25 protein-coding genes and 1 tRNA gene are annotated in these 25975 nt (G+C 42.7%); 9 read left to right on the forward strand and 17 right to left on the reverse strand.

Going from position 1 to position 25975, the window contains the following annotated elements:
* Window positions 1-8: 8 nt before the first annotated feature.
* From V1497_RS14995 to V1497_RS15005, 3 genes are all read left to right on the forward strand, one after another.
* Window positions 9-245: a hypothetical protein gene (locus tag V1497_RS14995; RefSeq protein WP_349408332.1), complete on the forward strand. Its 237-nt coding sequence runs from the start codon at window positions 9-11 to the stop codon at window positions 243-245.
* Between the two features lie 21 nt (window positions 246-266).
* Complete coding sequence (locus tag V1497_RS15000; RefSeq protein WP_349408333.1) at window positions 267-1361, forward strand: endospore germination permease; 1095 nt, start codon at window positions 267-269, stop codon at window positions 1359-1361.
* A gap of 64 nt (window positions 1362-1425) precedes the next feature.
* Complete coding sequence (locus V1497_RS15005; protein ID WP_349408334.1) at window positions 1426-1824, forward strand: VOC family protein; 399 nt, start codon at window positions 1426-1428, stop codon at window positions 1822-1824.
* 45 nt (window positions 1825-1869) lie between these two features.
* Here the strand turns inward: V1497_RS15005 and V1497_RS15010 are convergent, their stop codons facing one another.
* Window positions 1870-3021, reverse strand: coding sequence for a mechanosensitive ion channel family protein (locus tag V1497_RS15010; RefSeq protein ID WP_349408335.1), 1152 nt, complete (start codon window positions 3019-3021; stop codon window positions 1870-1872).
* 292 nt (window positions 3022-3313) lie between these two features.
* On the opposite strand from V1497_RS15010, the gene V1497_RS15015 reads away from it, so the two are divergent.
* Window positions 3314-5536 (forward strand): YhgE/Pip domain-containing protein, encoded by a 2223-nt coding sequence (locus V1497_RS15015; RefSeq protein ID WP_349408336.1) that lies wholly within the window; start codon window positions 3314-3316, stop codon window positions 5534-5536.
* A 39-nt stretch (window positions 5537-5575) separates the two neighbouring features.
* On the opposite strand, the gene V1497_RS15020 is transcribed toward V1497_RS15015, so the two are convergent.
* From V1497_RS15020 to V1497_RS15030, 3 genes are all read right to left on the reverse strand, one after another.
* Entirely contained in the window at window positions 5576-6193 is a 618-nt protein-coding gene (locus V1497_RS15020) for a class D sortase (protein ID WP_349408337.1), read from the reverse strand.
* A 13-nt stretch (window positions 6194-6206) separates the two neighbouring features.
* Window positions 6207-6797, reverse strand: coding sequence for an LPXTG cell wall anchor domain-containing protein (locus V1497_RS15025; protein WP_349408338.1), 591 nt, complete (start codon window positions 6795-6797; stop codon window positions 6207-6209).
* A 209-nt stretch (window positions 6798-7006) separates the two neighbouring features.
* Window positions 7007-7082: transfer RNA gene (locus V1497_RS15030), tRNA-Ala, on the reverse strand.
* 176 nt (window positions 7083-7258) lie between these two features.
* Here V1497_RS15030 and V1497_RS15035 point away from each other — a divergent pair.
* A complete protein-coding gene (locus V1497_RS15035) occupies window positions 7259-8746 on the forward strand; it encodes a flagellin (protein ID WP_349408339.1) in 1488 nt (495 codons plus the stop codon).
* Here V1497_RS15035 and chbG read toward each other — a convergent pair.
* Both chbG and V1497_RS15045 read right to left on the reverse strand, forming a co-directional pair.
* Entirely contained in the window at window positions 8743-9450 is a 708-nt protein-coding gene (gene chbG, locus V1497_RS15040) for a chitin disaccharide deacetylase (RefSeq protein WP_349408340.1), read from the reverse strand. The genes V1497_RS15035 and chbG overlap by 4 nt on opposite strands.
* A gap of 69 nt (window positions 9451-9519) precedes the next feature.
* On the reverse strand, window positions 9520-9831 hold the full coding sequence (locus tag V1497_RS15045; RefSeq protein WP_349408341.1) for a YggT family protein: 312 nt from the start codon (window positions 9829-9831) through the stop codon (window positions 9520-9522).
* An 88-nt stretch (window positions 9832-9919) separates the two neighbouring features.
* On the opposite strand from V1497_RS15045, the gene V1497_RS15050 reads away from it, so the two are divergent.
* Window positions 9920-10675: a potassium channel family protein gene (locus V1497_RS15050; protein WP_349408342.1), complete on the forward strand. Its 756-nt coding sequence runs from the start codon at window positions 9920-9922 to the stop codon at window positions 10673-10675.
* Here the strand turns inward: V1497_RS15050 and V1497_RS15055 are convergent.
* The 5 genes from V1497_RS15055 to V1497_RS15075 form a co-directional block, all read right to left on the reverse strand.
* Window positions 10672-11076, reverse strand: a complete 405-nt coding sequence (locus tag V1497_RS15055; protein WP_349408343.1) for a YugN-like family protein — start codon at window positions 11074-11076, stop codon at window positions 10672-10674. The genes V1497_RS15050 and V1497_RS15055 overlap by 4 nt on opposite strands.
* Window positions 11077-11185: 109 nt before the next feature.
* Window positions 11186-12538, reverse strand: a complete 1353-nt coding sequence (locus V1497_RS15060) for a glucose-6-phosphate isomerase (RefSeq protein WP_349408344.1) — start codon at window positions 12536-12538, stop codon at window positions 11186-11188.
* Window positions 12539-12622: 84 nt separating this feature from the next.
* Window positions 12623-13819, reverse strand: a complete 1197-nt coding sequence (locus V1497_RS15065; RefSeq protein ID WP_349408345.1) for an MFS transporter — start codon at window positions 13817-13819, stop codon at window positions 12623-12625.
* 184 nt (window positions 13820-14003) lie between these two features.
* The gene (locus tag V1497_RS15070) at window positions 14004-15608 is read right to left on the reverse strand and encodes a DASS family sodium-coupled anion symporter (RefSeq protein WP_349410843.1); all 1605 of its coding nucleotides are present in this window, start codon (window positions 15606-15608) and stop codon (window positions 14004-14006) included.
* Between the two features lie 207 nt (window positions 15609-15815).
* Entirely contained in the window at window positions 15816-16979 is a 1164-nt protein-coding gene (locus V1497_RS15075) for an iron-containing alcohol dehydrogenase (RefSeq protein ID WP_349408346.1), read from the reverse strand.
* 172 nt (window positions 16980-17151) lie between these two features.
* Between V1497_RS15075 and V1497_RS15080 the strand changes: the two genes are divergently transcribed.
* A complete protein-coding gene (locus V1497_RS15080) occupies window positions 17152-17382 on the forward strand; it encodes a DUF378 domain-containing protein (RefSeq protein ID WP_349408347.1) in 231 nt (76 codons plus the stop codon).
* A gap of 103 nt (window positions 17383-17485) precedes the next feature.
* On the opposite strand, the gene yugI is transcribed toward V1497_RS15080, so the two are convergent.
* The 5 genes from yugI to V1497_RS18720 form a co-directional block, all read right to left on the reverse strand.
* Window positions 17486-17872, reverse strand: a complete 387-nt coding sequence (gene yugI / locus V1497_RS15085; protein ID WP_349408348.1) for a S1 domain-containing post-transcriptional regulator GSP13 — start codon at window positions 17870-17872, stop codon at window positions 17486-17488.
* Window positions 17873-18017: 145 nt separating this feature from the next.
* Entirely contained in the window at window positions 18018-19952 is a 1935-nt protein-coding gene (asnB, locus tag V1497_RS15090) for an asparagine synthase (glutamine-hydrolyzing) (RefSeq protein ID WP_349408349.1), read from the reverse strand.
* A gap of 288 nt (window positions 19953-20240) precedes the next feature.
* Window positions 20241-21623: a class II fumarate hydratase gene (locus V1497_RS15095; RefSeq protein ID WP_349408350.1), complete on the reverse strand. Its 1383-nt coding sequence runs from the start codon at window positions 21621-21623 to the stop codon at window positions 20241-20243.
* A gap of 98 nt (window positions 21624-21721) precedes the next feature.
* Window positions 21722-22003, reverse strand: coding sequence for a hypothetical protein (locus V1497_RS15100; protein WP_349408351.1), 282 nt, complete (start codon window positions 22001-22003; stop codon window positions 21722-21724).
* Between the two features lie 180 nt (window positions 22004-22183).
* A complete protein-coding gene (locus V1497_RS18720; RefSeq protein ID WP_414703571.1) occupies window positions 22184-22579 on the reverse strand; it encodes a hypothetical protein in 396 nt (131 codons plus the stop codon).
* Between the two features lie 187 nt (window positions 22580-22766).
* On the opposite strand from V1497_RS18720, the gene V1497_RS15110 reads away from it, so the two are divergent.
* Both V1497_RS15110 and V1497_RS15115 read left to right on the forward strand, forming a co-directional pair.
* On the forward strand, window positions 22767-23624 hold the full coding sequence (locus tag V1497_RS15110; RefSeq protein WP_414703572.1) for an alpha/beta fold hydrolase: 858 nt from the start codon (window positions 22767-22769) through the stop codon (window positions 23622-23624).
* A gap of 187 nt (window positions 23625-23811) precedes the next feature.
* Window positions 23812-24993, forward strand: coding sequence for a CapA family protein (locus V1497_RS15115; RefSeq protein WP_349408352.1), 1182 nt, complete (start codon window positions 23812-23814; stop codon window positions 24991-24993).
* A gap of 51 nt (window positions 24994-25044) precedes the next feature.
* Here the strand turns inward: V1497_RS15115 and V1497_RS15120 are convergent, their stop codons facing one another.
* Entirely contained in the window at window positions 25045-25854 is an 810-nt protein-coding gene (locus V1497_RS15120) for an SRPBCC domain-containing protein (RefSeq protein WP_349408353.1), read from the reverse strand.
* Window positions 25855-25975 lie beyond the last annotated feature (121 nt).

Genomic DNA, 25975 nt, shown 5'->3' on the forward strand with positions numbered 1-25975 from the left:
GATGAATTATGAAAGAACCAATCATCGTGATGGTCATCGTCTATCTGTTACTCTTCTATACAAGGCTACTGGATCGGACGAAGCGTGAATCAAAAGAAAATTGGGTTTTTGCAGGTACATTATTGGTATCCTTCTATTTAACGTATCTATTCATTACAGGTCAGGATGGATTCAATCTGAATGATCTCTTGGATTTACCATTTAAAATGCCTGCAAGAGCTGTACTACATTTCTTCACCTCCTAATTAGAGAAGGATGTTTTCCGAATGAGACAAGCTGAAACGATTGGGAATTGGCAGATGATCATATTATTTCAGGCTTTCATAACGGGGTCCTCCATTATCAATATCCAGGGGCCTTTGATTGGCATTGCCAAAAATGGAGCTTGGATCTCCATATTAATCATTAATGCTGTTTCCTTTTTGATCTTAGCGCTCGTTTTAAGACTCTATGAAAAGTACCCATCGAAGTCCTATATCCAATATTCCAGAGATTTGTTAGGTCTCCCACTAGCCTTATGTTTAGGTGTTCCTTTCCTGTTCCTTCTCTACCACATCACTGGCAATATTACATACGGCATGGGACAGTTTTTCACCACATCCATGATGAAAAGTACACCCTTATACGTTTTCCACTTTCTAATCCTAATGGTGGCTGGTCTTACCGTCAGAGCTGGAATCGAAGTAATCGCTCGGATGTTCAATGGCCTCCTTTTCTTCGTTTTGTTCATTATTTTCCTTATCTTCGTCTTGAACATCACTCATTATCATCCTGAATTCTTACTACCCATTGTGCCTGAGGGATGGAAACCTGTCTTTCATGGTGCATACGTCGGTTTTGGGTTTCCTTATATGGACATCATGTATTTTGCGATGGTATTACCTTTTCTGAAAAGGGAGCATGATAAACCCTTCAAACGTTGGATGTATGGAGGCTTATTATTCAACGGAATGGTCCTAGCCTTTACAGTTGTCACTTCCATCATGATACTAGGTCCCATTGCCATGAATGAGAAGTTCCCGATTTATCAAGCAGCGAAAATCATTGAAATCGGGGAGATCATTCAGAGGATTGAATCCGTTTTCGGAATGGCTCTGATCATCGGCTCTTACATGAAGATCACCTTGATGCTCTTCATCATCAATGAGGTCATGACACAGCTGTTCAACTTGGCTGATAAACGTGCTTTCGTCTTTCCGAACGCACTGCTCGTGTTTCTTCTCTCCCTTACCATGTATGAGAATGAAGTGGAATTAGGGGAAAGCGGAGCAATCATGGAGACGATCCTCGCCTTCTTCTTAGCTTTCATTCCCCTCGTCATTGTTACAATTCGGAGTCTTTTTAAAAACAAGACTTCATAAAGTCTTAATCTTCAAAATTGTCGTTGTTTGATATACTGAATTCAAAAGCAAAGGAGTGTTGATTGTGGCAAACCTATATCCATACATATTCAGCGAGGATGCAAGGAAGCAATCTGAATTTTATGCACAAGCTTTGAATGGTGAAGTCGTCAGTGTACAAACCTTCGAGCAAGCACCTGATGTAAACCCAGAACTGAAGGATAAAGTCATGCACCTTACATTGAGCGCAGCTGATCAAATCTTCTTCATGGCTGATTCCGTTCAAGAACCTGTTCAACTAGGCACTCAGCTAAATTTGGTATTAGAATATAAAACAGAAGATGAAGCGCGCACTGTTTTCGAAAACCTGTCAGAAGGCGGCAAGATATTGATGCCATTTGAAAAGATGTTTTGGGGAGCAATGTTCGGACGAGTTGAAGACAAGTTCGGATTAACCTGGCAAATCACGACTGAACACGAATAAACAGTAACGGACCCTTAATGATGAAGGGTCCGTTTTTTTACGATTCTATTTTTTCGTTTGATAGCTTTCCAGCAGTTCTTTATCAATACTCCGGACATGTAGGTCACGCTGAGGAAAGGGTATCTCAATGTTGTTCTCATTCAGCAACCGATATATTCTGAAGTTCAAGTTGCTTTTCGTCTGAATCACGTATTCAGGATTTGAAATCCATACAAACAATTCAAAGTCCAAGGAAGAGCTTCCAAATCCAGTAAAATTTACGTACGAAGGTGGATCATTCAAGACAACCTCAGACGCTTCGAACTCTTCTAGAGCGGCCTGATGCAAAACCTCCCGCACACGTTCAACATCCGAACCATACGCCACACCAACAGGAATGACAAGCCTGAGACGCGGATCCCCATACGAGCGGTTCACGACTTCTTCTTCAAGGAAGTAGGAATTCGGCATGATGATCCGTTCGTTATCGAGCGTACGGATGATCGTTGCCCTCATGTTGATTTTTTCAATGTCACCAATTACATCATTGATGATAACCCGGTCCCCCACTTTTATTGGCCGTTCAAACAGGATAATCAAACCGGAAATGAAATTAGACGCGATGTTCTGCATACCAAAGCCGATCCCGACACCAAGCACCCCTGCAAAAACAGTAAGCGCACTCATATCAATCCCGACGGTTGTAAAACTGATCAAGAGCGCAAAAACCATGATGATATAATGGAAGATCCGATTGAATGTAAAACGCAGCCCTCGATCGAGCTGATACCGATCGTATACGTTCGGAAGCAAAAATTGCGTAATCACCTTTGAGGTCCGATTCGCAAAGGAGATGATTAAAACAGCAAGCAAAATCAAAAAGAACGAGACATCCACATTACCAATGGAAAAGATGCTGCCGAACATCCATCCCGCATCTGCAAAATATACAAGCATGAACACGATGATCCCATAAGTTGTCACCCAGTTGGTAATCGACTTCAAAGCCGGACCGAGACGGTTTTTGAATCGCTCATGCCGACTTTCCATCTTATGTAGGAAAATAATGATGATGGAACGTAGTAAAAACATAAGCAATACAAAACCAAAAAAGATGACTGCATCGACCCAGTTGAACTGGGTGATGAATTGTTCCCATTCCTTATTGAATAGACTGGATTCGTTTGAAATAGCCCCCACCTCTTCCGTATACTTCAAGCTTGATAATTCCTAGTTTAGCATACAAGGAAATGAAATCTATCAGAATGCCTGCCCCCTACTACACTTGTATAGAACCCTCATTTTTTGACCGTGTCTAAGTAATCAATTCGGGTCCTATATTATTATTTCGGAATAAAACAAATGTTGTAGGATTGGTAGTTCATATAGGGTGAATATGCAATGAACACTAGATTATAGAATTTTATTAGAATATTATGATAATTAGGTTCAAAATAAATGAATGGGTCTTCATTCATTTTCTATTACTCTTGAGGAGGGACGGATCGATATGTTCACGCTACTCACCCGCGAATTATCTAAGCTATACACAAATAAAGCGATTCTTGTTTCTGTGATTGCGGCATTGTTCGTACCAGTTTTGTATGGCGGCATACTCCTATCAGCCACCTGGGGACCTTATGACAACCTGGAGAATTTACCTGTTGCTGTCGTAAATAACGATCAGGGCGCTATATCTGGCGATGAATCAATCAATGTCGGGGATGATTTCGTCACAAAACTAAAGGACGGAAATAATCTCGGCTGGGAATTCGTCAACGCAACGGACGCGATGAAAGGACTTGAAAAAAATGAGTACTATATGGCGATTATCATACCAGAAGATTTTTCGCAGCGTGTTACGACCGTCATGGAACCCGAGCCGAAAAAACTGGAACTGGAATACATACAAAATGAAGGTCTGAATTTCCTTGCCTCAAAAATTACAAAGACCGCTACCGAACAGATTCGGGAAAAACTCGCTAATACAATAACACAGAACTATACATCAAAGGTTTTCACGAGTTTAGATCAGGTCTCAGAAGGGTTCAATAAAGCAGCTGATGGTTCCTCGCGTTTATCAGACGGAACCGCTAAATTAAACGATGGAACGGAAAAATTAAGTGATGGAACGGAAAAACTGAATGCAGGGACGGAGCAGCTCCTGAACTCCGTCACGTCCAAACAATCGGATATCACGAAATTAGCAAACGGCTCACAGGACCTGAAGGATGGGACTGCCTTACTGTTAGAGAAGCTTCAAAATAAGTCGTCGGATATCGGAAAGCTGGCAGATGGGTCAGAAGAATTACATGATGGTACTGTGAGATTGAAGGATGGGACTGGGCAAATCCTTGCAGGCCTTCAGAAAGCGGAAGCTGGGAGTGAAGAATTGAAGAATGGTGTCGCGAACAACCTTGCTCCAGGTGCTCGTAAAGTCGCTGACGGAACTGTTCGTTTGAAGGATGGAGCTGCTAAACTGGCAGCAGGAGCAGAAAAGCTTGTAGCAGGTTTGAAAGAGTTCAGAGATGCAAATCCATCTACACAGCTGCCACCTTATGCAGAGTCCTATCAAAAGATCATTGATGGCGCTCAAGATCTTTCAAATGGTCTTGGCAGCTTATCGACTAAATCCGTCGCACTAAGTGACGGAGCCATCACAGTGGCAAATGGCGTAGAAAATAAAGTGGTACCTGGTACGGCCGAGCTTCATCAAGGGATGAACAAGCTCTTGAATGGTCAGCAACAAGTCGATGATGGTGCGACAAAATTAGAAGACGGTGCAAAACGGATCGCTGACGGAAATGCGAAGATCGAAAAAGGATGGAACGATTTAATTGATGGTGTTACAAAATTAGATACAGGCGCAGGAAAAATTGCTGATGGAAATTCGGCCGTCAATGAAGGCTGGAAGAACCTTTCCGATGGTGCAGAAAGACTAAATGACGGAGCAAGTAAAGTGAATGATGGTGCTAGTAAGGTGAACGACGGAGCAAGTAAAGTGAACGATGGCAGTGAACAGCTTGCTACAGGTCTGAAGGAAGGGGCAGAGAAAACAAGTGGCATCCAAACGGATGATGAAAATATTGGCATGTTCTCCTCTCCTGTGGAATTGAAGAGCGAGACGATAAATGGCTATGAACATTACCGCGACTCGACAGCACCATACATCCTTACATTAGGTCTGTTCGTCGGGATTCTGATCATGTCCATGTTTATCAAATTCAAACGTCCAGCCAATATTTCAAGCGTGAAATGGTTTATCATCAAATTCATCAAATTGGCTTCATTAGCGATGATCCAGGCTTTATTACTCATCGGGGTCGTATTATTCTTTCTGGATTTATCGGTTACGAATCCGTTTTGGCTGACGTTATTCGCTCTCTTCGTTAGTGTCGTGTTTTCAGCTATTGTCCTTTTTCTTGCATCACTTGGGAATATCGGACGCTTTCTCGCAATCGCTCTCGTTATCCTCCAGCTATCCATTACTGGTGCAAATTTGCCGATTGAAATGCTGCCGGATGAACATAGACAGTTGAGTGAATACCTTCCATTCACCTATTCGATTGCTGGATTCAGGGCTGTCATTTCATTGAATCAGATAGGTGAAGCACTTACGAATATGGGGATACTCACCATCTACCTCCTCATTTTCGCAGGATTATCTTATGGTGTTTTCTTAATTCGAAAGCAACGAAAGATACAAAGTCACGATTCAGAAGTACCTGCATAATAAGAAAACAGCCTGCACATAATGCGCAGGCTGTTTTCATTACTTCTCTTCTACAGATACCAATTCCGCTTGGATAATATAACGTTCCGGTGCTGAGCCGAGATAATCAAAAGGATAACAAGTCGTCAACGTCAAGGTCGGCTTATCTTTCCTGACGATCACCGAGCGGTCGTCTTCATCCGTAATCCAAATTTCCCGGACCTGGTAATCATAGGTTGTCCCTTCAAAATTCACATAAAGATGATCACCATTCTGGACTTGATTCAGGTTACGAAAGACGGTATCCCGATGACCAGATAATACGACATGACCGGATTGACCGGGTGAAACGGTCCACTTACTATCATGTAGACCGACACCTTTCTTCAACGTGTCTTCGTCTGTTCCCCAGAAGACTTCATATTGATTCCCTATCCGGGGGATATCCAATGTACCAACCTGTTCACCTTTCTCATAAACGGTAGGCATTTCTACCGTTTTCGTCGTTTTTACTGGTTGAATGGTTTGTTGACGTTCAGTCTTTTCCCAGCCTTGGTGTACCTGTTGGATTTTTTCCGGTTCATGTGTAACCGCTTTGCCCTGGTCCCACCAGGAATAACCACTCCAAATCATCAATGTTGCACCTGCTGTCACTAAAAACAACCCAAGCTTTTTCATGAACCATCAACCCTTATTCAGATGCAAAACGTCTTTTAGCAATAAGGACAAGTCCGCCAAGTGCCATGATTCCTGCACCTGCTGTCATCATAATTGGTAAGGACGTTGCTGTATCCGGCATTTCACCGCCCTTACTCGTACCTAGATTGTTCATTCGATCAGAGAATACCCATTTCCCTGCTTCATAGCTATAGTCGATTGTAAGTGTATAGTCGTCACGCAATTCATTGCTACCTTCTTGTGTCAACTTATAATGGTTTTCACTCACTTTTTCCAGCGTGTAATCTTCATCCATATTCAAGCGGATTGGACCGTCTATAGACTCCATATATAACTTTCCGTCTTTTTCGTAGAAATATTTGTCCACATAGTAATCAGCCAATGGCCAGACCATGATTTGCCTCATTTCTTGTTCTACCTGATCTTTCGAATCATACTTTTTTACTGCTCCATCATCCCCTGTTTCAAGGTCCATCAATTCATTGAATCGGTTTTCAAGATCCTTGACCGGCGGTTTTCCATGGTCCTTGGCAAGCACAGGACTATGTAATCCTGTAAATACTAATCCAGCGACTAAAAGGATGAAGAAAATCTTTCTAATCACTCTAAAACCTCCTTAAAAGTATTTACATTCTATGTGTTCCGGTTTTGTTTTGGAGTTAAACGTTTTTTGTCATTTTTCTGTAAAAAACTTAACCTTTGATATGTTGATGCAATAAATAGAACTTTTATTTCCATTTATACAAGTATTCGGTCATAGCGAAAAAGGAGTGCCTTCTTTATGAAGGCACTCCTTTGTAATCGAATTATGTATGGTGGAGCATAGCGGGCTCGAACCGCTGACCTCTTCGCTGCCAGCGAAGCGCTCTCCCAGCTGAGCTAATGCCCCGTCATTCATTTTGTCCACAAAGCTTATTCTACCTATCCTACTCCTCATTGTCAATTTCGTTATATGCGTCATGCCTACCCTCGAAATAAATAGGACTTTTTTCACCCATATCGCTATAAGAGGGCAATTATTTTACCGATATAAAGAATAAGAACATATAAGGAGACTAATGTCGTATGATGAACCATACCATTTCAGCCTTACATACAGTCAATACTATGCGAAAAAATGTAGAAAAGTCGACGTATGCGATGGAGAAGTTGGGTAGCGGAATCCGAATAACGAAGGCTCGGGAAGATTCAGCAGGATTGGCGATATCTGAAAAGATGAGAGCACAAATCCGTGGACTCCAACAGGCACAGAGAAACATCCAGGATGGGATCTCACTCTTGCAGTTAGCTGACAGTGGTCTAGAAAAGATCCAGAACCCCTTTCTCCAACGGATGAGGGAGCTTGCAATCCAAGCTTCGAACGATACGTTATCCGGATTTGACCGCCAACAAATTCAAGTGGAAGTAGACCAAATTAAAGAGGGCATAGATGAAACGGCACATCAGACGGAATTCAACAAGATCAAGCTTCTTAGAACGCCGATCATCAAAACACCACCTAAAATCACCGGTGGAAAAACAGATATCGTCTTTATCATCGATGATACAGGTAGTATGGGCTCAGCCATCAATAATGTAAAAAACAACATCACGGATTTCGTAGACGGAATTGCCTCAAAGGGAATTGATGTCCAACTAGGTCTTGTGACTTATGGTGATGTCTCTCCCTCTGAAAACGGAAACGGTATCGCGAAAAAAGAATTTGTCAGTGATGTCAACACGTTCAAAACGTATCTCTCTGACATTCGTGTAGTTGGCGGAGGTGACTGGGAGGAATCTGGCTTAGAAGGGATTAAAGACACCAGCTCAGGTGCTCTAAGCTATTCGTTTAGAGAAGGAGCGTCCATACAATTCGTAATGGTTACAGATGCACCTGTACACGATAATGCGATCGACGGTGATGGTGGAGACGGTCAGAGTATATACGATATCGATCAAGTAGCGGATGAATTGAAAAGCAAAAATATCAAGCTTCATGTTGTCGGTAATGATAATAAGTCCAGCACGAATAATCCATATACACAGCTGCAAAGATTGACCGAGCCAACGAATGGAACATTCATGGATATTAACGGGAGCTTCTCAGAACAATTGTCTTCTCTTGCGACTACAATCGTTTCAGATGCTGGTACCACAACAGAGGGTAGTGAGATGCCTACTTTAAAATTTCAGGTAGGTGCCAATTCAAACAACACGTTCTCTGTTCAATTATTTGATTCTCGAACCTCTGCTTTAGGTATTGAAAACGTGAATCTCACAAACCAAAGTCTTATTCGCACTTCATTAACACAGATTGATAATGCGTTGGAAATTGTAGCAGCTGCAAGAGGGAAATTCGGGGTTTATCAAAACGCGCTGGAACACATTTTAGAAAATGTCAGCAATAGTGAACTGAATCTTGTTGCTTCTGAATCGATGATCCGTGATGTGGATATGGCAAAGGAAGTCTTAGAAGTGACCAAGAACGATATGGTAAACGAAGCTTCGAAAACGATCCTGACTCAAATCAATCAGAATTCCAAACAAGTTCTCGATTTATTGAAATCGTATTAAATAAACCTGAATTTTTCACTTAGCTTTACTTTAGTCAAAATGTCCAACTCTTCTACCCTTTTCTCCTGATATGAGGAGTTGGACAGCACGTATTGATCGAGGTAAGCAGGGTGACACATGACCTCCACTGATTGGCCATCTTCAACACGGTTCACCAGCTCTTTGAAATAACGGACAGTTACATTTTCTCCAAAAAAATCCGAGAAGAACACATCAGTCAACAAGCTGAGATCAACATCTCTATCCGTAAAGACATTCCGCACAGGTAATTGATATTTCTCAGATAAGCGTTTCACGATCGGCAGTAAACGAGGCAGTCCATGGACATGGTGATGGCTGTCAAGGTGGGAAGGCATAAGTCCAGTCTCTAAAAAAGAATGGATCTGCGCTTCCCATTCTTTTTCCACGTCATCAAGCTTGATCGACGCGTATTCTTCCATGCTTTTTGTCATTCGGAATTGGCCGTCGCTATCCGTTAAAGATGAAACGGACTTTGTGAGTGGGCTACCACACGTCAACGTCAAATGAATCCCGACCAAGAGATCCGGATTTTCCTTCGCAATCTGGATTGCATGTGCAGTCCCAGGCATATTCATGAGCATCGTCGTCGAATTGACGATCCCATACTTGTATGTGTCGAGTATTCCATAATTGACCCCGTTCGAATACCCGAAATCATCTGCATTCACTCTTAAGCTAATCAACAGGAACCGCTCCATCCTAGCGTTTGTTTCCCTTTATTATACGAATCCTCGGTATCAGAACCAAATCATTCACCTTTTCCGATCGTCACCACCAGAATTCAACATCAATATGAATTGGACAAGGAAATAGGATAAAAAGCCATAGACAATTAATGCGAAAATACTTGTAAGCTCCAATTCATAACGCCCTTGGATCACAGGCGATGGGAAGATGTTTCGGAACGGTGATAACAAAGGCATCGTCATGTTGTAGATCCATTGGACAAACGGTGTATATGGGTTCGCGCCGAAAAGTTTGAGGATAATCCGCAATAAGATGAGTGCTTCAATAATGCCCATGAACAGATTGACAAGATAAACACCGAAGGGTCTTTTTCTCATTTTCGTCCCCTCCTTTCACAAAAGTTTCTATCCGATAAGATATGGTTATACTGCTGATAATGACACGATTGGACAAAGGTGAATTCATATGAGAGCGATTGCCTTACATTATCTCCGACTACCGACATTCTTACGATTAGTCATCATCGTTTTTACGGTCCTTTTTTTATTCGGGATCATCATGCATAACATTGAGCCGAACAAGTTCGGTACGGTATTTGATGGCATCTATTGGGCTGTGGTTACCGCATCCACTGTTGGATATGGCGATCTGGTCGCTCAAACCTTCTGGGGGAAAGTTCTCACGATCCTGTTGATCTTTTCAGGTACGGCATTCATCACTTATTTTTTCACGCAGTTTGCCACTTATACAGTCAAACGTCAGAATGCCTTGGTGGATGGAGAGGTCCACTATCGAAAGAATGGACATATTGTCATTGTCGGTTATAACGAAAGGTCCAAGGACTTGGTTGGCCAGCTGCATCATGAAAACCCGGAGCAAGATATTGTATTAATTGATCGGACTGTAAAAAGGAATCCCTTTCCGAATGGGAAAATTCATTTCGTTCATGGTAAAGCGTATGAGGATCAGGTTCTGGAAAAAGCGAATGTTCGATTTGCCCACACTGTCGTCATTACAGCGAACAACGAAGTGAGCGAAGAGCAATCAGATATGGACGCTATCCTGACCATTATCGCCGTTTGTGGCATGAGCCCGACTGCTCGGACAGTCGTCGAGATATTGACAGCGACACAATGTGAAAATGCGAAACGGGCTGGTGCAGAAAAAATCATCCACACCTCCACAATCGTTAGTACGAACTTGTTCAATAAAATAGTTTAATCAAGTAATTGATCTTCGAGGTTCTTGACCATCTTTTCACCAATTTCAACCCACTTTTCATCAATGGATCCATCCGGGTCTTGGGGCTCTGAGAATTGGTTCAACGAGGCTGTCTTATTCCATACAGAAACATTGTCATCCAGGCCTCTTTGGTAGACATGATGCAAGAGATAAGGGGTCCCAAGTTCGACGATACAACCGTTCTTATCGAGCTCACCTTTCACGGCACTGAATGGGAGCCGAAGAAACATATAGCCTTGTTCATCGTCAAGCTTGTAGTCAAAAGCACCATGATCATACTCCCATCCCCCGCCGATGTCATACCCAAGAGGTTTCAGGGCATACTCAAGCTCATTGAGCTCATATCTTTCTCCTTCTAATTTCGAATGAATTTGACGCATTGTCTATTCTCCCTTCCATTCATCTATCCTTAGCGTGTCCACTCCATTTGGATTTCATGAAAATAAAAAAACGAGGGTGACCCGATTTCGATCACCCTCGTCATTTTTGTTATTTCAAACGTTTTTCCAGTTCTTCTTTCAAATCTTCAAATCCTGGTTTACCCAGCAAGGCAAACATGTTTTTCTTGTATGCCTCAACACCTGGTTGGTTGAACGGATTTACGCCCAACAGATAACCACTGATTGCACAAGCCTTCTCGAAGAAATAAACGAGATAGCCGAAATGATAAGCATTCAGCTCAGGGATGTTCAATACTAGGTTTGGTACCCCGCCATCGGTATGGGCAAGAAGAGTCCCTTCATATGCTTTCTGATTAACGAAATCCATCGTCTGACCTGCAAGATAATTCAAATTATCCAGGTTTCCTTCATCTTCTTCGATCGTCAACTCTTTACGAGGCTTCTCCACATTCAGGATCGTTTCAAATAGATCGCGACGACCTTCCTGTACATATTGGCCTAGAGAGTGCAGATCCGTTGAAAAATCAGCTGCTGCAGGAAAAATCCCTTTGTGATCCTTCCCTTCACTCTCTCCATAAAGCTGTTTCCACCACTCTGCAACGTAGTGTAGGGCCGGCTCGTAATTCACCATGAGTTCGGTCGTCTTCCCTTTGTTGTATAACGCATTACGGACAGCTGCATATTGATATGCTTCATTTTCAGACAGGTTCGGATTGTCATAGGCCTGGCGGGCATCAGAAGCACCCTTCATCATTTCTTCAATTTCAATGCCTGTAGCAGCGATCGGAAGCAAGCCGACAGCTGTCAAGACGGAGTAGCGGCCACCAACATCATCAGGGATGACGAAGGTTTCGTAGCCTTCTTGATCCGCCAATGATTTCAATGCACCCTTCTCACGATCTGTCGTTGCATAAATCCGCTTCCGTGCTTCTTCTTTTCCGTATTTTTCTTCAATATAGTTACGGAATACGCGGAAAGCGATCGCTGGTTCAGTTGTCGTTCCGGATTTCGAAATGACATTGATTGAAAAATCCTTATCCTTCAATACATCGAACAGGTCCTGCACATAGGTAGAACTGATGTGATGACCGACAAAGATGACTTGTGGTGCGTTTCGGTCCTCTTTCCCTACCATGTTGTAGAAGGAGTGATTGAGCATTTCAATCGCTGCTCGAGCGCCGAGATAAGAACCTCCAATTCCGATGACAAGAAGGACATCCGAATCAGCTTTTATCTTTTCTGCAGCTTTTTGAATACGTGCAAATTCTTCACGGTCGTACTCTTCGGGAAGATCGACCCAGCCTAGAAAATCATTTCCGGCTCCCGTTTTATTATGTAAGGCGTCGTGTGCAGTCTTCACCTGATCAGAGAATTGGTCAATTTCATGCTGACCGATAAATGACAAAGCTTTTGTATAATCAAATCGAATTGTGGATGACATGTTAACCCTCCATCTGTTTTGATGTTCATTTTCACTTTATCGGATTGAAAAATCGAACGCAAGCTTCTTGACGAATGTAAACGGTTACTTCGCCAAATCGTCCATTCTTTTGTAAAAAGGTGAAAATAACAGGACGATAATCAGCAATAAACTCGTACTCAGAATACCGGTCCAGGAAAAAAGATCCCATAGCTTTCCGACTGCGGTACTTCCGATGGCGACACCTAAATAATAATTGATCAGATAAAAGCTTGATGCGCCACTCTTGTGATGCGTTGCCGTCTGGTTCACCAGTGCAGCTGCCATCGAATGAGAAATAAAAAACCCTGTACAAATCAATGTTAAACCGAACACGATAATGAAACCGCTCTGAATAGCAGTAATCCATGTACCTAGACCGAGGAATAACAAACCTGCAATCATGACACGAGACAGGCCATACCGGTTCGAAAAACGACTCGCAAGCGGAGGAGCAAGCACTCCGAGCACGTATGCCAAATACGTGAACGAAATCCATTTAAGGGACCAATTGAACGGGTCTCCTTTCAAATAAAACGGCAGGTAAGTCCAAACTGCAGTGAATAGGACTTGCAACAAAAGCCCTACAAGAAAAAGTGGCATCAGCCTTTTATCCAACAGATGAATGAGCATGCCTTTCAGGTCGGAGGTTAAAGAAACACGACGGGTTGTTGTGGGAGGTTCTGTCGGGAGTAAGACCATGAACGCAATTGTCACGGCTACTCCAAATCCACCTAAACTGAATAAAGAAGATTGCCAACCCCATTGGTCTGCGCTAAACCCTCCCCACACCCGACCTCCCATACCTCCAAGTGCGTTACTTGCAATATAAAATGTCATGGCCATACCTAGGTGTTGAGAAGCAATCATGTTTCCGAGGTAACCCATGGCTGCGGCAGGAATTCCTGCAAGAAAAAAACCTTGAATGAGGCGAAGGATGACAATCAGTGTAAAGCTTGTTGTGTAAGGAATGAGAATTAAGGTCAGGACTGTCATAACAAGTGAGAGGATCATGATGGTTTTTCGACCGTACCGATCCGCTGAAAAACCAAGCACGAACAAGCCGACCATCATCGTTACAACAGATGCGGACATGAGAAAGCTTGAGACCGTAGCGGTAATGTTGTATGTATCAACAAAAACAGGGAGCAACGGTTGAAAAATGTACAAGGTTGAAAAGTTCAACAAGGACGCAATCGTCAGGGCAAGAATGATCTGCCAGAAACGACGATCCTGCTTTTGATATGGTTTATGATTATCCATTTGCGTCATCCTTATGTGATAGGCTTACTTAAAGAAATAGAAGCGTAGGGCGGCGACTCCAGCGTTGCCCGCGGAAAGCGTCCGCCTGAAGCTTCTATATCAACAACATTCTTTAACAGAGCCATGTGATAAAAAAGAAGGTGGCTGTTCAGTTAAAAGCTCACACCTTCTTTCTTACGTCAAGTTATTTAAAAGAATCAGGGAAGCTTGTTACATCGATTCCCCAAATCAAAGGCATATAGAAGTAGATCGCAAGCGTCACAATGACGACCGACACAACATTCAACCAGAAACCTGCTTTTGCCATATCCGGGATTCTCAAATATCCTGAGCCGAAAACGACAGCGTTAGGCGGTGTAGCAACAGGCAACATGAAGGCACAGCTTGCCGCAAAACCTGCTCCAATCATCAAGGTATATGGATGGACCGTTAATGCCGAAGCCAGTGAAGCCATGATTGGGAACATCATCGTTGCTGTCGCTGTATTGGATGTAATTTCAGTTAAGAATATAACGAGAGCGACTACAATGGCAAGGATCAAGAATAGATTGATTCCTTCAAGTACTGTTAAACGCTTCCCGATCCATTCGGCTAAACCGGATTCTTGAAAGCCTGTCGCAATTGCCAATCCAGCACCGAATAAGAGTAGAATACCCCACGGAAGTCCTTTCGCAGTATTCCAATCCAATAAGAAGTCACCTTTTTTGTTAAGGGATGGAATTAAGAAGAGGATAATCGCTGCGGTCATCGCTATAATCGTATCGTTGATGTTCGGGTTTAATTCCGAAAGCACAAATGAACGGGATATCCATGCTAAAGCAGTTAATGAAAAGATCGCCATGATGATTTTTTCTTCAATACTCATAAGACCGAGCGCTTTCTTTTCCTTTTTTATGACCGCTTTTCCTCCTGGAAGCTCCCTTAGCTTCATTGGGAAAGCGAGTTTGACAAGGTAATACCATGTTCCAAATAGCATAACAATGACAATCGGTACACCGAACATCATCCATCTAGCGAATGAGATTTCAATGCCGTACGTACTTTTCACAACGGCAGCAAAAATTGTGTTAGGCGGTGTTCCAATGAGTGTTGCTAAACCTCCGATGGACGCGCTATACGCAATTCCTAGCATGATGGCTTTCCCAAAATTGAACTTATGGACGTCTGTCGATTCACTACCCTCTTTCTTGAGTTGTTCAGAAACCTGGTAGATGACCGCCATACCAATCGGAACCATCATCATCGACGTGGCAGTGTTCGAGATCCACATGGAAAGGAATCCTGTTGCCACCATGAAGCCCAATATGATTTTTTCTGTACTTGTACCAATAGCCGCAATAATGGAAAGGGCGATTCGCTTATGGAGATTCCATTTTTGCATAGCCAGCGCAATTAAAAAACCACCCATGAATAAGAAAATCGTGTTATCACCATAAGATGAAGCTGTGAGGTCTCCGCTCAACCCTCCTGTTAGCGGAAATAAGATTAAAGGCAATAATGAGGTCGCCGGAATAGGGATTGCCTCGGTAATCCACCAGGTAGCAATCCAAATCGTACTCGCAAGAACGGCCAATCCTTCATCCGACAAACCTTCGGGACGAAAGAACAGCAGTGTCGCCAAGAATAAGAGTGGACCAAGGATCAGCCCCATACCCTTCCGTTTGTCATACGACGGACCTGGGTCGGATTGATTCGATGTGCTTTGGTTTGTATACGATCTTGCGGTAGAGCCGGATTGGGAGGATGACAGCATCAATAAATCTTTCGCTTGATGATGCCATTTCCACATACCAGTCCAAATTGAGCGTATTAATGAGTGTTGCACTTGTACCCCTCCATTCATTCCAGTTATTCAACAGGAAAATTCCCGTCATGACGCTTTATAAAACGCTTTCGTATGTAATTGTGCAAACTTGGGAGTCAAAAGTAATCGACCCACGATACAGCTGATAAAAAAACTGCACACCGCCTAAAGCGGGTGTGCAGTATACATTTTTTATAGGGACATCTCCAGGATGCTTTTCACATCTTCTTTTTCTTGTTTACGGAAATTTCCGAATGGTCCTCTTGCCATTGCTCGATCAGTGATCAGTTCAAGCTTCGAATCGTCGATGTCGTAATCGGCGAGACGATTCGGTGCACCGAGTGAAGTCCAGAATTCCGAAAGTTTATCAACTGCTGCAAGCGCAAGTTCACGATCAGACTTACCTTCGGAGTCGATCCCGAATACCCTTACGGCGAGCTGCTTCAGCTTCGGTTCAGTCGCTTCGATATTGTGTCTCATCCAGTTAGGGAACAGGATCGCAAGCCCACCTGCATGAGGGATATCATACACCGCAGAAACCGCGTGTTCGATGTTGTGCGATGCCCAATCACCGCGAGCACCCATTTGCAGGGTACCATTCAATGCCATTGTTCCACTGTATAGGATGGTCTCTCGATGCTCATAGCTTTCAAGGTTTTCAAGCAATTTAGGGGCAGTTTCCATGACGGTCATGAGAATCGCTTCTGCCATGCGTTCTTGAAGCTTTGTATTGGTTGCCGGATGGAAATAGGATTCCAGGACATGGCTCATCATATCGACAATCCCATAAACCGTTTGGTCCTTAGGGACTGTGAATGTATTCACTGGGTCAAGGATGGAGAACTTTGGAAAGTTAAACGGGCTGCCCCATCCATATTTCTCATTCGTTTCCCAATTAGTGATAACAGATCCAGCATTCATCTCTGAACCCGTCGCGGCAAGAGTCAAGACTGTTCCGAACGGTACAGAATCTTTCACCTCAGCCTTTTTCGTAATAAGATCCCAAACATCACCATCGTATTTCGTCCCTGCAGCAATGGCTTTGGTACAGTCAATGACACTACCGCCTCCGACTGCTAGAAGAAAATCCACATTATTCTTCTGAGCAAGCTCTACTCCTTTACGTACTGTTGTCAGACGTGGATTCGGCTCTACTCCGGATAATTCTGTCACGGTTGCGCCTATCGTTGACAACCTCTCCATTACCTGATCATATATGCCATTCTTTTTAATACTTCCCCCACCATAAACGAGCAGTACGTTTTTACCGTATTGAGGAACCTCTGTATCTAAAGCTTGTATTTGTCCTTCACCAAAAATCAACTTGGTAGGATTTTGAAATTCAAATGAATCCATGCGTATCCTCCTCTAAAAATCAGATACTGTTATTATCTCGAAAAGAAGGAATCTGAGTAAAGTATTTTGATTATAAACCACCATATTTAAGTGAGCTATGTATAAAAAGAACCATCATATTCCAAAATAATAAAGAAGTAAAATCTTCCACTTAAAAAAAGGAGGAAACAACATGAGTGCAATTCAACGTACAGCTTTAGTGTTAGTCATCATCGGTGCAATCAACTGGGGACTTATCGGCTTTTTCCAATTCGATCTTGTAGCAGCGATTTTTGGAGGACAAGATGCTGCTTTGGCACGACTTGTGTATGGATTGGTTGGACTAAGTGGTCTCTACTGCCTGACTTTACTGTTCAAACCATCTGAAGAGTTAAGTACAGAAGACCGAAGCGAATTGACGTAACTGGATTATAGTGAAGAGAAAACCTGGGCTGGAACCGGCTCAGGTTTTTTGCTGTTATAAAATAAAAAAGCAGCCTTTTGGCTGCTTTTACCCTGAACGTTATTTATTTCTTAAGACGCTTGTTAAGCTGTGCCTGGCGGTCATTTGATTCCTTCAACCAGCTCTTCAACTTGTCTTCAAGTGTATTGAATCCTTGTGTGTTTTCTTTTTGAGCTGGGCGCTGACGACGAGGACGTTGCTTCGGTTCAGGTGCAGCTTGAGTTTTACGAATTGAAAGGGAAATCTTACCGCTATTTTCTTCTACGTTCATAACTTTCACTTCGACAGTATCGCCGACAGAAAGGTGATCATTTATATCTTTCACGTAATCGTGAGAAACCTCAGAAATGTGAACAAGGCCTTGATGCTCATCATCTAGGGCAACAAACGCACCGAACGGTTTGATCCCAGTGACTTTCCCCTCAACTGTGCTTCCAACTTCGTATTTCATACAAGTAACAACTCCTACATATTTTTTAACTTTAACAGTATAACACACATACCCTATTTATACAAAAAGCCGGATAGTAGTCATTAGGAAAACCACCGGGACTCCGATGGCTTTCCTTAATTACGTTTTCAAGTTAATTACGTTTTCAAGTTGTCGCGATATTCAACTCTTGTTTTTTTTCGCTTTCAACTTCTTCTTTATATTGTTCAAGCTTCAAGTCATCAAAATCGTATAGTCCTTCAACGTAAATTTGATGCCAAATCATGAAGATGATGACGGTCCAAATTTTACGACTATAATCGATATTACCCGTACGATGAGCCTCTAACATATTGAGGATTACATTCTTATCAAGATAAGCATCAGTCGGGCTTTGCTTGATCAGGTTTTTCGCCCATTCGTACATCTCATTCTTCAACCAATGACGAATTGGAACAGGGAATCCAAGCTTACGTCTATGCAGGACTGAATCAGGTACGATACCCTTCATCGCTTCTCGCAATGCGTATTTGGTCGTACCGTTTGTCACGGAATCCTCAGGTGAAATTTGTGAAGCAACCCTGAAAACTTCCTTATCCAAGAATGGAACCCTTAGTTCTAATGAATTCGCCATTGTCATCCTGTCCGCTTTGACAAGGATATCGCCACGTAACCAAGTGTGCATATCAACGTATTGCATTTTATGAACATCTGCATAGCTTCTTGCATTATCGTATAACGGCTTTGTCACCTGCTGATAGTTCCACTCCGGGTTGTATGAGTTCAGAAGCTGCTCTTTCTCTTGCTCCGTAAACATCTTCGCATTCCCGATATAACGTTCTTCCAATGGCATGCTTCCGCGCTCCATGAAGCTCTTACCTTTCGTCCCTTCAGGTAGAAGATCGGATAACTTCTTAAACCACTTACGAAGTCCTAAAGGCAGAGATTGATACCCTCTCAAGGAATTTGGTTCATTGTAGATCGTATAACCTCCGAATAATTCATCGGCACCTTCTCCGGAAAGGACGACCTTCACATGCTTCCGAGCTTCCCGTGATACGAAGTAGAGCGGGACTGCGGCCGGATCTGCGACTGGATCATCCATGTGCCAGATTATCTTAGGTAGTTCACTGATGAACTCCTCTGGTTTAACGATGTAATGGATGTTTTCAACATTCAACGCTGCAGCTGTTGAAACTGCAACATCAATTTCACTGAACCCTTCACGTTCAAAGCCGACGGTGAACGTTTTAATATTTGGATTAATCTCACTTGCTAAAGCTACAATCGCACTTGAATCAATTCCGCCTGATAAGAAACTTCCGACAGGAACGTCACTGCGCATATGTACTTTAACAGAATCTCTCATCACTTCTCGGATATCCTTGATGATCCGCTCCATCGGTGCTGCTTTCGCTCTGAAACTAGGCAGCCAATAGGATTGAACGTTCATCTTTTCGCCCGGTCTTTTTGTGAAAAAATGACCAGGTGCAAGCTTTTTGATGCCTACGGACATCGTGGCAGGTTCTGGAACGAACTGATAAGTAAGGTAGTGATGAAGCGCTTCTGGATCAACTTCGTCTTTTTCCCTTAGTGATAAGATAGATTTCTTTTCTGAGGCACAATAAAGCAAGCCATCCTCTTCTAAATAGAAGAATGGTTTGATTCCGAAAGGATCTCGTCCTCCGAAAAGAACCTTCTCTTCTTTATCCCAAATAAGGAACCCGAACATACCACGGAGGTCTTTTATCGAATCGGTACCTTTGCGAACATAATTTGCCAGGATCACTTCTGTGTCTGAGCTTGTTTCAAATTCGTAACCTTCTTCGATAAGCTCATTACGCAATTCAACGTAATTATAAATTTCACCGTTGAATATGATCCAGTAACGCTCGTTTTCATAGGATAAGGGTTGATTTCCACCTTCAAGGTCAATAATGCTCAACCTTCTAAAACCAAATCGTATATGCTCATCATAGAAATGCCCTTCATCATCTGGGCCTCTATGTGTTATAACATCGGTCATCTTCTTCAATTGCTTAATTTCCTGGTCTTCTGCCTCAATTTGATGATCTGAGACATAACCGACAAAACCACACATCTAAATTGCCTCCTTCTTACGAAGTAATTCCTACTCTAGTTGTTCTAACATCGAGTTTTTGTCCATTCTTGTATTATAAATCATATCACTAGGATTAGACGAGTGTCTTTTTACATTGTTTCAAAAAATATCATAAAATAATTTCATTTCACATTAAGTAATAAGTATAAAACAAGAGGGCTGACCTTAGGTACAAGTCAGACACCTCTATCCAAGCTGTATCAAGGTCCCGAATTTCCTTCACTTAAAAATCATGAATAAGTATATTCCATGCGGGTTCCCCATTCGTTATACAAGGTTTTCTGGGTCGAGCAGATCATCTGCCTCTTCTTCTGTCAAGATCTCCCTCTCAAGGATAATCTCTCTTACTGTTTTCCCTGATTTAAAGCTTTCCTTCGCAATTTCTGCAGCCTTTTCATAACCTATTTTCGGATTCAGTGCTGTCGCCAAAGCTAGACTCTTCTCCATCAATTCACTCATTCTGCCTTCGTTCGGCTCAATTCCTTTAATACAACGTTCTGTAAAGGTATCCATTCCATTCGATAAGATGGTGATGGAGTGAAGGACGTTGTAACCGACAATCGGCATCATAGGATTGATTTCCAATTGACTCCCTATACCTGCTGTTGATACACAGGTGTCATTTCCAATCACTTGTGAACAAATCATATAAAGGTTTTCTGGAATGACGGGGTTCACTTTACCCGGCATGATGGAAGACCCTGGTTGTACGGCAGGCAAGGTTAGCTCTGCAATGCCTGTTCGCGGGCCGGAGCTAAGGAGCCTGAAGTCACTTGATATCTTAATCAAGTGAATGGCTGCTTCTTTGAGGGCATGACTGACTCGAATGGCTGCTCCTGTGTTCTGCATAAAACTGAAACGGTTCTTAGGCTGCTTAAAAGGCAAACCAGTGGTTTCAGCCACTGCTTGAATGGCACGATCGCTATATTCAGCATGGGAATTGATGCCCGTCCCGACAGCATTTCCTCCTAGTCCAATTTCATAGAGGAACGGCTCGGCCATCTTAACTGCATCATATGCATTCCGTAAGCTTTGCGCATAACCTTCAAAGGATTGTCCTAAACGCATCGGCACTGCATCTTGCAAATGGGTACGACCAGATTTGATATACGGTTGAAACTCCTCCGCTTTCTGTTCCAGAGCTTTGATCGTTTTCTCGAGAGCTGGGTATAAGCTACGATGAAGCTCCTCTGCAACAGCGATATTGATGGCGACATGGATTGTATCGTTTGTGGATTGGGCCATGTTGACATCATCATTTGGGTGGACCTTCTTCCAGTCCCCTCTTTCGCCACCTAAGATCTCGCTCGCACGTGAGGCGATGACCTCGTTTGCATTCATATTTTGAGAGGTACCGGCTCCTGCTTGATAAGCATCGACCACGAATTGGTCATCCAGCTTACCATCCATTACTTCTTCCGCTGCTTGAATGATTGCATTGGCTTTACTCTCTTCAAGCTCACCGGTATCTCGGTTGGATACCGCTGCGGAGCGTTTAATGATGGCTTGGGCACGAATGAATGCACGAGGCAGACGTGAACCGCTTATCGGAAAATTTTCAACGGCTCTTTGGGTTTGGGCACCGTAATAAGCATCTGCAGGGACTTTTACTTCTCCTAGGGTATCTTTCGCTATGCGATAGTTTTCCATGTTAGACATTCCTCCCATTCCCAGTTTTGAATTGTTATACATTCATGTTCCACATATGAACCATTCGAAAACCCATTTCATTACCAATTGAACCTTAATCAACGCCATCTCATATTCGGAAAATAAGGGTAACAACGATGCTCCGGACGAGGAAACGGATAAACCTTCGCCTTCGGCTTATTGATTTTGCGATACTCGGTCCTGTAACCTGCCCGAGCCCTTTCAATGAACGTCTTTTCAGAAATTGGACGTGGTGCTGACCACTCCAGTGATTTCGGATTCATCCAAGAATCATGTGTAATCAGTTCTTTTTTATAGTAATACCTGTTTCCACTAGGATATTCTTCACAAATGTAAATGACGGTTTGTCGAGAGTGCATAATTTACCTCCATTAGTAGGGAATTATGTAACAGTTTACCCAAATTTTGCGAAAACAAGTAAAACTTATGATCAGGTAACAAGTGTTTTCAAGGCGAACGCCCGCTTGTACGATTTTGTCATACCCTAAAGAAAAGAGCTTGAGATTGAAAACCAAGCCCTTTCTTCAGAGTCAGGTTCCTTATCGGAAACCTCCGTAGCATGACCACCACCAGAATCCAGCAATGATCAATAAGATGAAGAGAATGACGACTACAGCCCAGACCCATCCATATCCGAATCCACCATAGTAAGGATATGGCGGATAACCTGGATATCCTCCATATGGTGAGGCATTATATGGACTCTGTGCACCTGCGACCAAGGATGGTGATTGTGCTCCTGCTACCTGACCAACAGGCATACAGTACAGCAAATTTGCTTGTGGAGCCTGTTGTGTTTGAGCACCAGCAACCTGTTGAGGCGCTTGAGCAGGTGGACAAGGTGGGTATGGTTTTGGATAACAACCTGGTCTGTCATCGGTGTAGTCAGCATTCGCTTCGAAGTCATATTCTTCGTTATCGTAGTATTGAGGCATTCCCCTAAACCTCCTTATCATTCTTCATAATAAAATATGTACCTACCCTGAAAAACGGAAGAGGGGTTTTAACAGAAATGCGCCCTTTTTTGTCAGGAATTAACTACATGACAGCTAAACAGTTGGAAATCCTAATAAGGAAACCTATGTAGAAGTCTAAATAACGTGATCAAGGGGGTGAAGAATAATGGAAATCATGACTTCTGCTGTTCATGAAGATCATCCAGCCAAAGAGACCGTCCTTCAAAATACGAAATTGTACTATGAACATTATCCACATCCGAATCCAGCTGCTCCATCCCTCATCATGATTCATGGTTTCTTGAGTTCATGCTTCAGTTTTCGAAAGCTGATTCCATTGTTAAGAAACCACTTTCATCTCTATGCAGTGGATCTACCTGGCTTCGGAAAAAGCGAAAAATCAAGGACATTCCAATATTCATTAAAGAATTATGGCCAATTGATCCTTGACTTTATCGAGGACATGAAAATCGAAAATGCGTATATCATCGGTCATTCAATGGGAGGACAAGTTGCGATGCATGCAGCACGGCTCGGTCCTGAACGAATCAAGAAATTAATCTTGATCGGATGTTCTGGTTACTTGAAGCGTCCGAGTTCCTTTATCGTTCGATGTTCCTATCTTCCATTCTTCGTCCATGTTATCAAGCGTTGGGTAAGTAAGAAGGGAGTAAGGGATAATCTTTTGACCGTCGTCCATGATCCCGAATTAATTGATGACGAACTGATCAACGGTTATGCTCAGCCTTTCAGTGACCAAGAGATTTTTCATGCTCTGATCAGAGTGCTCCGACACCGGGAAGGAGATATGCTCCCTGAAGAAATGAAGGAGATTAAACCGCCTGTTCTCCTGCTATGGGGACGCCATGATCGTGTCATTCCTCTTCTCGTTGGAGAACGGATGGTGAATGATTTACCCGATGCAAAGCTTAAGGTGTATGATAATGCAGGGCACCTCTTACCTGAGGAGATTCCGATGGAGGTAAGTGAGGAAATCTGTTCATTTATTGACATAAAAAAATAAAGTGTTTGTCCACCTTAAGGTCTGGTGACAAACATTTTTTTATGCACCTAATACATACTGAACCATATTTCATGCGCCTTATTTAATGGTTTCGACAAACCGAGTTAACTTTCATATGCTTTCGACAAAATTAGAGGTAGATAATGACGAAAAAAGGTCTACAATTAGAAGTGAAGGGGGGAACTTTATGAGAAAAGTAACAATTTTTTCACTCATTGTCATTTCTTTGACCCTGGCATTCGTCTTTCTCATGACAACTGGGCGCTTCACAGACACGCAACCAGAGCAGCCAGAAGAGCCAAAAGTCGGCAACAGCCAGGTTGAAAGTACAGAACCGCATAAAGAAGAAGATGATGAAGAACAAAAACCCGAAAAAATAGTCCATTCAGCATCGTTAAGGGCAATTGGCGATGTCCTCATACATAAACGTGTATACAATAAAGCCGTTACAGGAGTCCAACAATATGATTTTACCCCGATGCTCCAACATGTGAAAACCTATCTTGAAAACGCAGACCTGACCATGGCCAATCAAGAAACGATGATTGGCGGAAGTGCAATCGGTGTTTCTACCTATCCGAGGTTTAATAGTCCCCAAGAAGTAGGAACCGCATTGAAAGAGGCAGGAGTTGACATCGTCACGCTCGCCAATAATCATACGCTTGACCGAGGTGAACAGGCAATCATGAATGCTTTGGATCATTGGAATTCAATTGGCATGGCGTACACAGGAGCTTATCGTTCAGAAGAGGACCAAGCTGAAATCCGTATTATGGAAGCCAATGATATCCGTTTTTCATTCTTAAGCTTTACATATGGAACAAACGGAATACCAGTTCCAGATGGTAAGTCCTATCTCGTCAATTTAATCGATGTGGAACGGATCAAACTCGAAATTGAACAAGCAAAGAAAATTTCCGATGTGGTCGTATTAAGCTTACACTTTGGAAATGAATATGAACGACTTCCGAATGAAGGTCAGAAATATCTCGCTTCCATTGCAGCTTCATCAGGAGCTGATATCATCATCGGACATCACCCCCATGTGTTACAGCCACCAGAATGGATTACACAATCCGATGGTAGGAAGACGTTTGTCATCTACTCACTGGGTAATTTCTGGTCAGGTCAAAAAGGAGATTTTAAAGATATCGGGGGAATTATTGAAATCAACGTTGAGAAAGTGGTTGAAGGAGACGAAACGACCATCAGTTTGAAGGATCCATCTTTCCTTGCCACCTACGTCGATCATCAATATGTTGTACACCCGATGTATCAGTTAGAGGATAAGAAAAACGCCTATGCTGAAATCAAGCAACATATGAGCCGGTGGATTCCTGACCTTGAATTTATCGAAGATCAACCTTAAACCAAATAAACAGAGGGATTGATCTGAAAAAACTCAGTCAATCCCTTTTCGTTATTTTTCAGGCCGCTTTCCTTCTTCAACGTATTCCTTCAAGAAGGTACCAAGCAACTCTTTCCAACCATCGTCATGAGCATCTCGCCAGTTAGGATCCAAAAGTCCATGTGCATGATGGGAAAGCTTCAGTATTGTGTCCTCTCCTTTTTCCTCCAACTGATACGTATAGGCGCTATTGACCGCCCCTTTCATACCTAGTAAACCATTCAAGCGAATTTCCTCAGGTGCTTTTATATACGTGACGACTCCCCATAATGCGCCATGATTGTCATCCCATCGCTCCACGAATCGTCCACCGACTTCAGGCTCGAAAGTCAAGGTGGAATCACCATCTTGTTTCAACCGATAGGCCCACCATTGATTGATATCCTTGGTCAAGGCTTGAAAGACTTTTTCTCTAGGGGCATGAATCGTAATTTCCTGCTCAATTTGAAATGTATCCTGCTTTAGACCATTTTCCATCTGTATATTCCTCCCGTCATCTTGCTCTAACTTTTCTTTTAACGACAAAAGAGATTGTGCATCAAAAGACTCGTATTTATTCACCCACCGATTGTATATCTCCCTTAATGGAACAGCATTCAAATAATTCAAGCGGTGTCTCCCTATACGCCGAATGGTAATCAAGTTGGCATTTTCGAGCATTCCGAGGTGTTTCATTACCGCATACCGGGTAACATCAGGAAACTTTTCATTGAGATCTCCTGTTGACATCGGCCCATGGATTAAAGCATCAAGAATTTGACGTCTTATCGGATGGCTTAATGCTTTAAAGGTAATGGATAAATCATCAGCTCTTTCAGTCACTTCAAACACCTCACTTTTATGTGATGATACGGTAACATGTCATGTAAGTGAATTGTAATGGGATTTTCTATCGCTTGTCAAACAGGAGTTAAATCCAATGAATTAAAAAAGACCATAAAAG

The organism is Pseudalkalibacillus sp. SCS-8 (assembly GCF_040126055.1).
GTDB classification, from domain to species: domain Bacteria; phylum Bacillota; class Bacilli; order Bacillales; family Fictibacillaceae; genus Pseudalkalibacillus; species Pseudalkalibacillus nanhaiensis.

Excerpts from the sequence above, each read along its gene's own strand:
- V1497_RS14995 (WP_349408332.1), top strand. The coding sequence starts at position 9 with ATGAAAGAACCAATCATCGTGATGGTCATCGTCTATCTGTTACTCTTC.
- V1497_RS15000 (WP_349408333.1), top strand. The coding sequence starts at position 267 with ATGAGACAAGCTGAAACGATTGGGAATTGGCAGATGATCATATTATTT.
- V1497_RS15015 (WP_349408336.1), top strand. The coding sequence starts at position 3,314 with ATGTTCACGCTACTCACCCGCGAATTATCTAAGCTATACACAAATAAA.
- V1497_RS15020 (WP_349408337.1), bottom strand. The coding sequence starts at position 6,193 with ATGAAAAAGCTTGGGTTGTTTTTAGTGACAGCAGGTGCAACATTGATG.
- V1497_RS15035 (WP_349408339.1), top strand. The coding sequence starts at position 7,259 with ATGATGAACCATACCATTTCAGCCTTACATACAGTCAATACTATGCGA.
- V1497_RS15045 (WP_349408341.1), bottom strand. The coding sequence starts at position 9,831 with ATGAGAAAAAGACCCTTCGGTGTTTATCTTGTCAATCTGTTCATGGGC.
- V1497_RS15050 (WP_349408342.1), top strand. The coding sequence starts at position 9,920 with ATGAGAGCGATTGCCTTACATTATCTCCGACTACCGACATTCTTACGA.
- V1497_RS15055 (WP_349408343.1), bottom strand. The coding sequence starts at position 11,076 with ATGCGTCAAATTCATTCGAAATTAGAAGGAGAAAGATATGAGCTCAAT.
- V1497_RS15060 (WP_349408344.1), bottom strand. The coding sequence starts at position 12,538 with ATGTCATCCACAATTCGATTTGATTATACAAAAGCTTTGTCATTTATC.
- V1497_RS15065 (WP_349408345.1), bottom strand. The coding sequence starts at position 13,819 with ATGGATAATCATAAACCATATCAAAAGCAGGATCGTCGTTTCTGGCAG.
- V1497_RS15070 (WP_349410843.1), bottom strand. The coding sequence starts at position 15,608 with ATGTGGAAATGGCATCATCAAGCGAAAGATTTATTGATGCTGTCATCC.
- V1497_RS15075 (WP_349408346.1), bottom strand. The coding sequence starts at position 16,979 with ATGGATTCATTTGAATTTCAAAATCCTACCAAGTTGATTTTTGGTGAA.
- V1497_RS15080 (WP_349408347.1), top strand. The coding sequence starts at position 17,152 with ATGAGTGCAATTCAACGTACAGCTTTAGTGTTAGTCATCATCGGTGCA.
- yugI (WP_349408348.1), bottom strand. The coding sequence starts at position 17,872 with ATGAAATACGAAGTTGGAAGCACAGTTGAGGGGAAAGTCACTGGGATC.
- asnB (WP_349408349.1), bottom strand. The coding sequence starts at position 19,952 with ATGTGTGGTTTTGTCGGTTATGTCTCAGATCATCAAATTGAGGCAGAA.
- V1497_RS15095 (WP_349408350.1), bottom strand. The coding sequence starts at position 21,623 with ATGGAAAACTATCGCATAGCGAAAGATACCCTAGGAGAAGTAAAAGTC.
- V1497_RS15100 (WP_349408351.1), bottom strand. The coding sequence starts at position 22,003 with ATGCACTCTCGACAAACCGTCATTTACATTTGTGAAGAATATCCTAGT.
- V1497_RS18720 (WP_414703571.1), bottom strand. The coding sequence starts at position 22,579 with ATGCCTCAATACTACGATAACGAAGAATATGACTTCGAAGCGAATGCT.
- V1497_RS15110 (WP_414703572.1), top strand. The coding sequence starts at position 22,767 with ATGGAAATCATGACTTCTGCTGTTCATGAAGATCATCCAGCCAAAGAG.
- V1497_RS15115 (WP_349408352.1), top strand. The coding sequence starts at position 23,812 with ATGAGAAAAGTAACAATTTTTTCACTCATTGTCATTTCTTTGACCCTG.